This is a genomic window from Azonexus caeni, from assembly GCF_048146105.1.
In the GTDB taxonomy this organism is placed as follows: Bacteria; Pseudomonadota; Gammaproteobacteria; order Burkholderiales; family Rhodocyclaceae; genus Azonexus; species Azonexus aromaticus_B.
The window spans coordinates 1-8,401 of sequence record NZ_JBKJAD010000042.1 but is presented as its reverse complement, the minus strand read 5'-3'; the positions used below and the strand labels follow the sequence as shown (position 1 = coordinate 8,401).

The 8,401-nt window shown below is 57.1% G+C and carries 8 protein-coding genes and 1 pseudogene; 1 reads left to right on the top strand and 8 read right to left on the bottom strand.

Going from position 1 to position 8,401, the window contains the following annotated elements:
* Window positions 1-292: 292 nt before the first annotated feature.
* Window positions 293-2,164: a 5'-nucleotidase C-terminal domain-containing protein gene (locus tag ACLIIZ_RS20830; RefSeq protein ID WP_416695579.1), complete on the top strand. Its 1,872-nt coding sequence runs from the start codon at window positions 293-295 to the stop codon at window positions 2,162-2,164.
* Between the two features lie 88 nt (window positions 2,165-2,252).
* Here ACLIIZ_RS20830 and ACLIIZ_RS20825 read toward each other — a convergent pair whose 3' ends face one another.
* The 8 genes and pseudogenes from ACLIIZ_RS20825 to ACLIIZ_RS20790 form a co-directional block, all read right to left on the bottom strand.
* Entirely contained in the window at window positions 2,253-3,188 is a 936-nt protein-coding gene (locus ACLIIZ_RS20825) for a COG2958 family protein (RefSeq protein ID WP_416695577.1), read from the bottom strand.
* A 2-nt stretch (window positions 3,189-3,190) separates the two neighbouring features.
* A complete protein-coding gene (locus ACLIIZ_RS20820; RefSeq protein ID WP_416695575.1) occupies window positions 3,191-4,480 on the bottom strand; it encodes a hypothetical protein in 1,290 nt (429 codons plus the stop codon).
* Window positions 4,481-4,505: 25 nt separating this feature from the next.
* Window positions 4,506-4,634, bottom strand: a complete 129-nt coding sequence (locus tag ACLIIZ_RS20815; RefSeq protein WP_416695573.1) for a hypothetical protein — start codon at window positions 4,632-4,634, stop codon at window positions 4,506-4,508.
* A 100-nt stretch (window positions 4,635-4,734) separates the two neighbouring features.
* Entirely contained in the window at window positions 4,735-5,040 is a 306-nt protein-coding gene (locus ACLIIZ_RS20810) for a glycoside hydrolase family 3 N-terminal domain-containing protein (RefSeq protein WP_416695581.1), read from the bottom strand.
* Between the two features lie 41 nt (window positions 5,041-5,081).
* Window positions 5,082-5,213, bottom strand: a pseudogene (locus tag ACLIIZ_RS20805) (hypothetical protein); the annotation flags it as partial.
* A gap of 240 nt (window positions 5,214-5,453) precedes the next feature.
* On the bottom strand, window positions 5,454-5,906 hold the full coding sequence (locus ACLIIZ_RS20800; protein ID WP_416695571.1) for a hypothetical protein: 453 nt from the start codon (window positions 5,904-5,906) through the stop codon (window positions 5,454-5,456).
* Window positions 5,903-7,234 (bottom strand): cell envelope integrity protein CreD, encoded by a 1,332-nt coding sequence (creD, locus tag ACLIIZ_RS20795; protein WP_416695569.1) that lies wholly within the window; start codon window positions 7,232-7,234, stop codon window positions 5,903-5,905. Before creD ends, ACLIIZ_RS20800 begins: the two co-directional genes overlap by 4 nt.
* Before the next feature lie 795 nt (window positions 7,235-8,029).
* A partial coding sequence (locus ACLIIZ_RS20790; RefSeq protein ID WP_416695567.1) for a hypothetical protein occupies window positions 8,030-8,401 on the bottom strand: 372 nt, incomplete at its 5' end.

Sequence of the window (8,401 nt, the reverse complement as noted above, 5' to 3'; positions counted from 1 at the left end):
TATAGCCAAAAAAACCAGCGACGTGCCACTACACGACTTTTTTGGAAAATCGCCTTGAAACCCGCATGGCTGCGTGGGCAACTTCTCGAAAATGGCCTTTTTTGGGCTCGAACTGTCGAACTCGGGAGTCCGGGACGCAGCATTTCAGCTTCCTGGCTAAAGAGAACTGCAATTCGAGTTCATTGCGCCGGCTTTTCTCAGAGATTAAATGATTCGCGGCGGCGATATTGGCAATTTATATTGCCAATATCGCTGCATCATGAATTAATAAACATTAACCGGGGTTAGTATCATGCGTTTATTTTCATTGAAACCGATTCTCTCCGCCATATTTCTCGCCGGCAGTGTGGCCGTACTCTCCGGCTGCATTGACGACGGTGACAGCAACAAAAAGCCCAAGGCGGTGTCGGTCAAGATCATCCACACCAACGATCACCACTCGTATCTCGACAGCAGCAGCTACGATCTCATGATCGACAACGTTGCGACGCGGGTCGACATGGGCGGCTTCGCCAGGCTTTCGACGATTATCGAACAGGAAAGAGACGATCACAGCATCGTGGTCAATAGCGGCGAGCTTAACGGCACGCTCTATTTTTCGCTTTTCAAGGGCGAGCCGGATTTCAAATTATTCAACGAACTCAAACTCGACGGTTACACCCTCGGCAACCACGAGTTTGACGAAGGCGATGCCAGGCTCGCCGAACTCATTGAGATGGCCAATTTCCCCATATTGTCTTCGAATATGTCGCCGGAGCCGGCTAGTCCCCTCTATGCGGTCAAGGACAAGATAAAGCCCTACGTCATCAAGGAAATTGACGGCGAGAAAGTCGGCATTATCGGAATTCTCAAAGTCGAAAAGACCAAGAACTCTTCGCTGGTTTCCGACGATGTCACTTTCGCCGATGAAATCGAGACCGCCAAGAAAATGGTGGCCGAGCTTGAAGCCAAAGGCGTCAACAAGATCGTTCTGGTCAGCCACGTCGGTTACTACAACGACATCCTGTTCGCCCAGCAAGTGCCCGGTCTCGATGTCATCGTCGGCGGCGATACCCACTCCCTTCTTAGTGATACCGCGGAACTCGCCCAGATCGGCCTGGCCCCCATCTATGCCAACGACCAGACCGGTCCGTTTGCCGGTTACAGCCACGATGAGATCGCAAAAATGGATGGTCTGGGGAAATACCCGACCACGGTCACCGGCCCCAGCGGTGACCCGGTTTACGTGGTAACCGCGTGGAACTATGCCTACGCGCTAGGCGTGCTGAATGTCGACTTCGATGCCGAGGGTAAGGTGAAGAACGCCGACGGCAACATCATCATTCCCGTCGGCGACACCTTCCAGCGCAAGAACGGCTCGGGGACATTCGTCCAGGTGGCCGAGGATGTAAAAGCCCAGATCATGGCCGCCATCAATACTTCTCCCATCCTGACCGTGGCCGGCCTGAATTCCACGATTGATGCACTCCTTGCACCTTACCGGGTGAAACTGGAGGAAGCGAAGAACGAAGTGGTCGGCAGCATTACGGAAACGATGGCCAACACCCGAATCCCCACCCCGTTTGCCGCCGGTCAGACCCCAACCGGAAGTTACGCCGGACAGGTCGTTGCCGAAGCCTTCAGGAAAACCAATCCGGCGATCGATGTCGCCATCCAGAACGTCGGCGGGGTAAGAGCCAACCTGCTCGCCGGCCCGATTACCATGGCGCAGGTGATCGAGGTTCTGCCTTTCTCCAACACCATCGTCATGATCAACATGAAAGGCTCGGACATCGTCAAGGTGCTCAACGAAGGCGCCTACTACTCGCTGCACTCGGGTTCCACCGGCGCCTTCCCGGCCGCGGCGGGGCTTCGCTACGATGTCTTCCTCAGCGGCGGCGAATACGAAGTGATCAAGAATGTGGAAGTTCAGGACCGGAATACCGGCACCTGGTCAGCCATTGCCAACGACACCGTGTACACCGTTGCCACCAACTCCTTCACCGCCCAGGGCAAAGACAACTACCTGACTTTCAAGAGCGTGAGAGATGCGGATCCCACCGTTTTCGAGAACACCTATATTCTCTATTACGTGCCCCTGGTGGATTACATCAAGGGCTTGCCCAACAGGCTGCTTCCTGCGCTCGACTTGACGACGTATTGCCTGAAGTCGGTTACCCCGTAAGTCAACCAAGGCCACCCCAGCAAAGCCGGACGAAAGTCCGGCTTTTTTCATGGTGCGCCAGGCATTTCCCTTGTCTTGCGTAAAAGGCTTAAAAATCAACTGCCTCGGGGATGTCCCACTTGCCGACCTGAGCACTGTCGGTCTGGTGGAACTGGCGGACCCAACTGACGAACTCGCGAAAGTCGCTGTTTTCCACGGCCAGACGGTTGCAGGCGTCCCAGTCGATTTCGCTGCGTTCCCGTGCCGGGATCAGGATTTCGCTTTCGCTGGGGGCGCCGGTGTCCAGGCGGATCAAGCCAATGCCGTAAGACGCGCCGAGCAGGCGAAGCTCCTTCATCGCGCTTTCCTGGATGTCGGCAGCAACGAGATAGCCCAGGTTCGCCCAGGATGAATTGGACACCGCCTGAAACCAGGTTTCGCGGACATTGGCGCGATTGATCAGCAACTTGACCTCGAACGACCAGAGGCGTGCCCGTTGTGCACCGGCTTGCTGTACGCAGGCGCGGATTTCCTGGTCCCAGTCTTCGCCCAGGTTTTCCAGGGCGACCAGATCGGGGAAAAGCCACTTGTTGCCGTTGGGGCCGTGGCGGTTGGTGGCGCGTTTCTCGTCGATGCGTTTGGGGTAAAGCTTCAGATCGCCATGCAGGTAACGGCACAACAACGGGTAAAGATCGTGTTCGCTCAGTTTGCCGGGCTTGTTGGCCTGGGCCTGCTTTTCCACCTCCGCCACTTCCGCCGCCTCACTCGCCGCAGTCCAGTAATACTGGCGCGGGCGTCCTTCGGTCGTCCGAATCTGCGGCCAGCGCTTCTGGATCACCGGCCGATTCGAGCCGATCTCCGCCACCAGTTGCCAGAGAAAGGCCGCATCGTCGCTCAAGTCCTGCTGGCTGTTCTTGCGCTTTTCCTCGCAAGCTTCGCGTTGGTTGGCAAATATCCACTCGGCAATCTGGCGGGCGGTGAAGCGCTCGTTCGGGTGCGCCTTGAGAAGGTCGGCTATGGTCTGGCGCAGGTTCATTTTGGCCATGCTCATTTCTCCGAAGAAGGCGGCGGGGCGGTGGGTTCAATCGTAACGCAGGGCTTCTGCGCCTTGCTCGTGGCGGAGTTGCCAGCGCGTTTTTCCGGGTAGGCCATGCTGATCACTTCGCTGCTGCGCAAGGTCAAACGTGTTTCCGACGATTCGTCTTTGAAAGCCAGCAACTGCTCTTCGCCAATACGTGAAAGAATCGTCAGGCCATGGATGCGGCAGGTTGCATCGGGAGGCAGCAGTTTTTGCTTGGCACACAGGGATGTCGTCATATGCGCGGCGATGCTTTGGCATCCGGTTGGTGTAACCAGCATCGTGGTGTTTTCCAGAGCGCCGAGTTTAAGTGTGCGTATGACGCTCTCCGACATGGTGCCAAAACCATCAAGTGCGAACAGAAACAGGATAAGTGGCAAGACGCCGAAAAAAAGTGTCGATTTCCAGTTGTGGATAGCGATAATGCCAACGCCGCAGCTAATGGAAATGACAAGCCAGTAGTTGAGAAGGCTGTCGAAGTCACTTCCCCGCTGGAAGAGCGGAAACAGTTGAAACAGGAAGGTACTGATACAGATCAGCAAGAGGGTCAGGAAGCCAAGAATCCAAAGCCCGTGGGTATGACCTCTGACTTTCCGGTAGCGCACCCTGGCCAGTCGTTCAACCGGGCCACCTTTTTCATAACGTATGACGAGAAGCGCGACGCCTACAAGAAAGATGCAGCTAATTGCCCAAGTGGTCGCGACCAAGGACCAGCCAAAGATGGTGTGCGTCAGATTTAGATAAGCGGGCCCGAGAATTGTAAGCAAGGCGAGAAATTCGGCGACATAGACATGAAGTAAAAAGCTAACGCGTGCATTGCCTCTGAAGTTTTGTCTGGCTGAGTTTGTTTCTTTCTTGTCGAGTTTTTCTGCTCCCGGATTGATGACCCGGTAACGTAAGCAAAGCTGTAGCGCAGCGCCAGGTAAGCCTAAAAGGAAAGCCAGCGACCCCAGCGTTAGCGTTCCCGCCATAGCGAGGCCCAGCAATGTTCCAGTGGCCGATTCAAGGCTGATGTTTGGAAGGTATTGGATGCGATAGAAATACACCAACATCAACAGCCCACCCAGCGCGAAGGCGAGGGCAATCAAGGAACCGGCGAAATGCTCGCTGAATCGTTGCCTGACCCACAGCAGAATTGCCCGAAGCTGGCCGATAGGGAGCGCATTTCTGGCGGTTTGCGTTTGCCGAACCGCTCGCCGGGGTGAATAAGCGGCCCCAGCGTTGGCGGAAGGTTTGCGGTTCGGCAACGGGGCGCTCATGGGGGCGGTTTCTCCTCGACGGGCTTCAAGCAGGCAAGTGCCGCCGCTTCATGTCGAACGGGCTGGTTTCGAAGCGTTCGAGATGAGCCACGGAAAACTGAGTGAGCCTGCTACGGATGTTCGCATCGTTGAAGATGCTGGCGAAGTTGTGCATGGGTTTGCTCGGTGATCGTTAGGCAGATGGTTTGCGATGCTGCTGAACCTGCGTCAGCCGAGGATTTTGACACGGACACGTGGCACAGCCCAGAAGAATGTCATTGGCGTTGAGTGATCCCGATGAGGAATTCATTCAGCCGTTGCCTGCTCGCCACCAGGTTTTCTGCCGTCAGCCGGCCATCGGTCAACGCCGCTGCAGCGCCGTAAACCGCCCGGTAAACCTGGCGCGGGTCGTAGCTGACCAGGACCAGGTCGACGCCGGCGGCCAGTGCCTCGCTGGCTACTTTGCCGATGCCGAGGTCGTAGACCGCGCCCATGTTGAGGTCGTCGGTGACCTGTATGCCGTCGTAGCCCCAGTTGTTGCGCTGCCGGCGTGGCCGGCGAGGCTGCGGAAGGCTAGCCAGTCGGTGGCGAGTTCGGCCGGCGTATCGCTCAGTCGGGCCGGGTGCAGGTGGGTGTCGCGGTCGCCCCGCCCCAAACCGGGAAAATGCTTCAGTGTGCCGCGTACGCCGCTGGTGGCGAGGCTGTCGAGGTGGCCGGCGGCGACTTCGGCAACGCCTTCCGGATCGCTGCCGATGGCGCGCGCCGGGATGTCGCTGAAAATATCGCCGGCTTGGCCGGTTGACCGGACGCAGGTCGACCACCGGGCCGAAGTTGAGATTGACGCCGAGACCGCCCAACGCCAGGGTGAGCGTCAATGACAAAATCCTGCGCTCAACCGTTGCTGTGACGCAGGAGTTTTTTGTCCACACCGCCGAGCGAAGACCTGCACCAAACGAAGTGCAAATCGGGGCAAGGGCGGGCTGTAGCCAGTTCGCTAGGTGGATTTCAGGCGGTTTCTTTGCTCGAGACGGTGTGCTTGTTCTTGCGGCTCACGATTGACCTCGTCGCCCGGTTTTTGCAACCAGGTAACCAGGGCCGCGTTGAAGAAAGTCAAACCCCAGAACATGAAGAACCCGGCCGAATAGACCGCAACCGGTTGCCAGGACACCGGTTCGCCAAACAAGTAGAGCTGTTGCGGATCGATGATCGCAAAAAAGACTGCTTCACCGAAAATGGCGCTGAACAAAGAAGCACCAAGTAAGTAGATCCATTTCGGCATACTGACCTCCCGAGCCATCAAGGTGTGACAAAAGGTGTTGCGCGCTGTGCTTGGACCATGCCGGGCCGCAAAGTTCAATCCCGGCCGGTATTCCGATGGCAAGGCCGAGGAGCGCCCAGCCGGCCGCCCGCAGGCCGCCCCGGCGGGCGACAGGGCGGCCGCGTTCATGCTTCGTCCGGGTTGCTGCTCAGACGATGCCAATTGACGTGGCGGGTGGCGAGCATGGTCGTGCCCAGCGCGGCGAAGAGCAGCATGGCGCCCATCAGCAGCGCGTTGTCTTCCGAGCGCAGCACGCCGAACAGCACCCCGTACAAGCCGGTGAGGCCGCCGGCAAAGGCCAGCCCGCGCCGCACGCCGCCCAGCGCGCCAGCCAGGTAGAAGCCGATCAGCGCGATGCAGGCGAGCGAGGAAAGCCCGTAAGCCAGCGCGAACGACAGGTGTTCGGAGAGCGCGATGAGGAGCAGGAAGAAGATCGCCAGCGCCAGCCCGACCAGCAGATACTGCATCGGGTGGATCGGCGCGCGGCGCAGGATTTCGATCAGGAAGAAGCCGGCAAAGGTGAGGACGATGAACAGGATGCCGTACTTCACCGCCCGCTCCGATTGCAGGTAGACATTCACCGGATCGACAAAGTCGATGGACAGCGCTTCGCCCGAGTTCGGGTCCAGCGCGCGGTCGAAATCGCGGGCGAGGTGGGAAATCGCCCATTGCGCGTCAAAGCCGTCGGCGCCGACGCTGCGCTCGCGCGGCAGGAAGCGGCCGCCGAAATTGGGATGCGGCCAGTCCGACTTCAGGTGAATCCGGTTGCTGTCGGCGCTTGGCGCAATCGCCAGGCGGCTGGTGCCGGTCAGTTGCAGCGGGAAACTGACGTCGAAAGCGCTCGTCTTGCTCGGGTCGATGCGCCCCAGCGGCACAATCAGTTGCGGCATCTTCAGCGCTTCACCGGTTTCCAGCCGGTTGCCCGGCGTGATGAAACGGAAGGGCTGGCCATTGATCGTCACCTCGGGATCGACATCGACCCCGCGCGGATCGGCCACACCGAGCACCAGCGTCGCCTCGGCATCCAACAGCGTGCGCTCCGGCGCGCTGGCGGTGAACGGCTCGATCACCAGCTTCGCTTGATTGCTCAGATCGAGATGGAACAGCCGCGCCTGGTAAATGCCGCGATGGCGGTTCTCCACCCGCGCCGTGCCGTCGATGTTCAGGCTTTCGGCGGAGATCAACTGGCGCTGCGTCTCGATGCGCGACACCGTGCCGGTGATCTTGCCGCTGTCCGGATCGCGCACCGGCTCCTGCACCCGCTCGCGGAATTCGAGCAGGATCACCGGCCCGACCAGCGTCTGCTCGCCGGCCGCACTGTTGGCAATATTCCGTTGCACCTCCTGCTGGCGCTGGCTACGCTCGCGAATCTGCCCCTCGATCAGCGACAGCGGCACCAGCAGCAGGATCGACATGCCGACGATGGCGGCGATCTTGTAAAACAGTTTCCTATCCATGAATGGCTCCCTGAGTGAATAACGGAGCCAGTCTGGACGGGGTGGGTGAGGTCAGGGCGAAGTGGGGGAGAGGAATTGTGAAGCGGGGGTGAAGTGGAAATCCCGCGATCGACTACCAAAAAACGCGAAATTTCATCGGCATCTGGGAACAGTTCAACAATCCGGATTTCTATCCCATCGAATTCGATGGGATTAGAAACCAGGCCGGCTTGAACAGTTTCGTGCTCACGGCCAAACGCTGGATCGAAGCCACCGGCGCCAGCGGCATCAATTCACGAGCGGGTCTGGGATTGCCGCGGATAATTTTTGCCCGGCCCCTATTTCCGACGCTTTAGATCTTATGTGTCAGAGCGTTTTTGATTGAACTTCGCGTTTAGGAGCATTAGGTCAATAACATTCCGAACAAGTGTGATCAAGTTAATGACAGCAAGAATTAGCATGAATGTGCTGAAAAGTGCGAAGGTTTGATCAGTAATTTTTCTTAGCATAACTAGGGTAAGTGTTGAGATAACGCTTACTCCAACTGAATATGCTGTAGCAGACAAATAGACCCGAAATGCCCCTCGTGTATCAAGCCAGCGGTAAAAATCGGTATCCGATTTAGAGTAAAAGGTCCAAAGGAAACCTAATGATGCGGCTAGCATGACTGCGCAAAATAAGGTTGCAAGGTCCAATGCTACTTCCCGAACAAAGCTGATTACGACAGAACAATCGAACCACAGGCTGAGTGCAACAAGGATGGTTGAGGTGGCTACTAGCTCGACGGTGTATGCCCAATAAATGCGAATTTTGTCTTTAAGCATTTTTTTCTGGTGCAGGATGAATGCGGTCAATTTCAGCCGTAATTGCAGTGAGCATCTTCTGAGCCTCTTTTGTCTTTGCTGTTACATGCAGTCCACGAACAAAATCTCTGAGTCCTCGAACATGTCCCCTGGCTGCAGTTGTTCCTGATGAAGCTTGTTCAAAAGTATCGTTGCGAATACCTTCGATTTGAACCTCACCTTTTTTATAGCCTTGTTCTGCCAGCACAGCAGATGCGACAGGGCTTCCGCACTCGAACCGCATATTCCCGAATGACATGACCGATAGCAGATAGTCGTTAACCTTCAACACCTTATGCAAGCATCTTGTGAACCCATTGGAAATCACGTCTACTCTCTCCTTTTG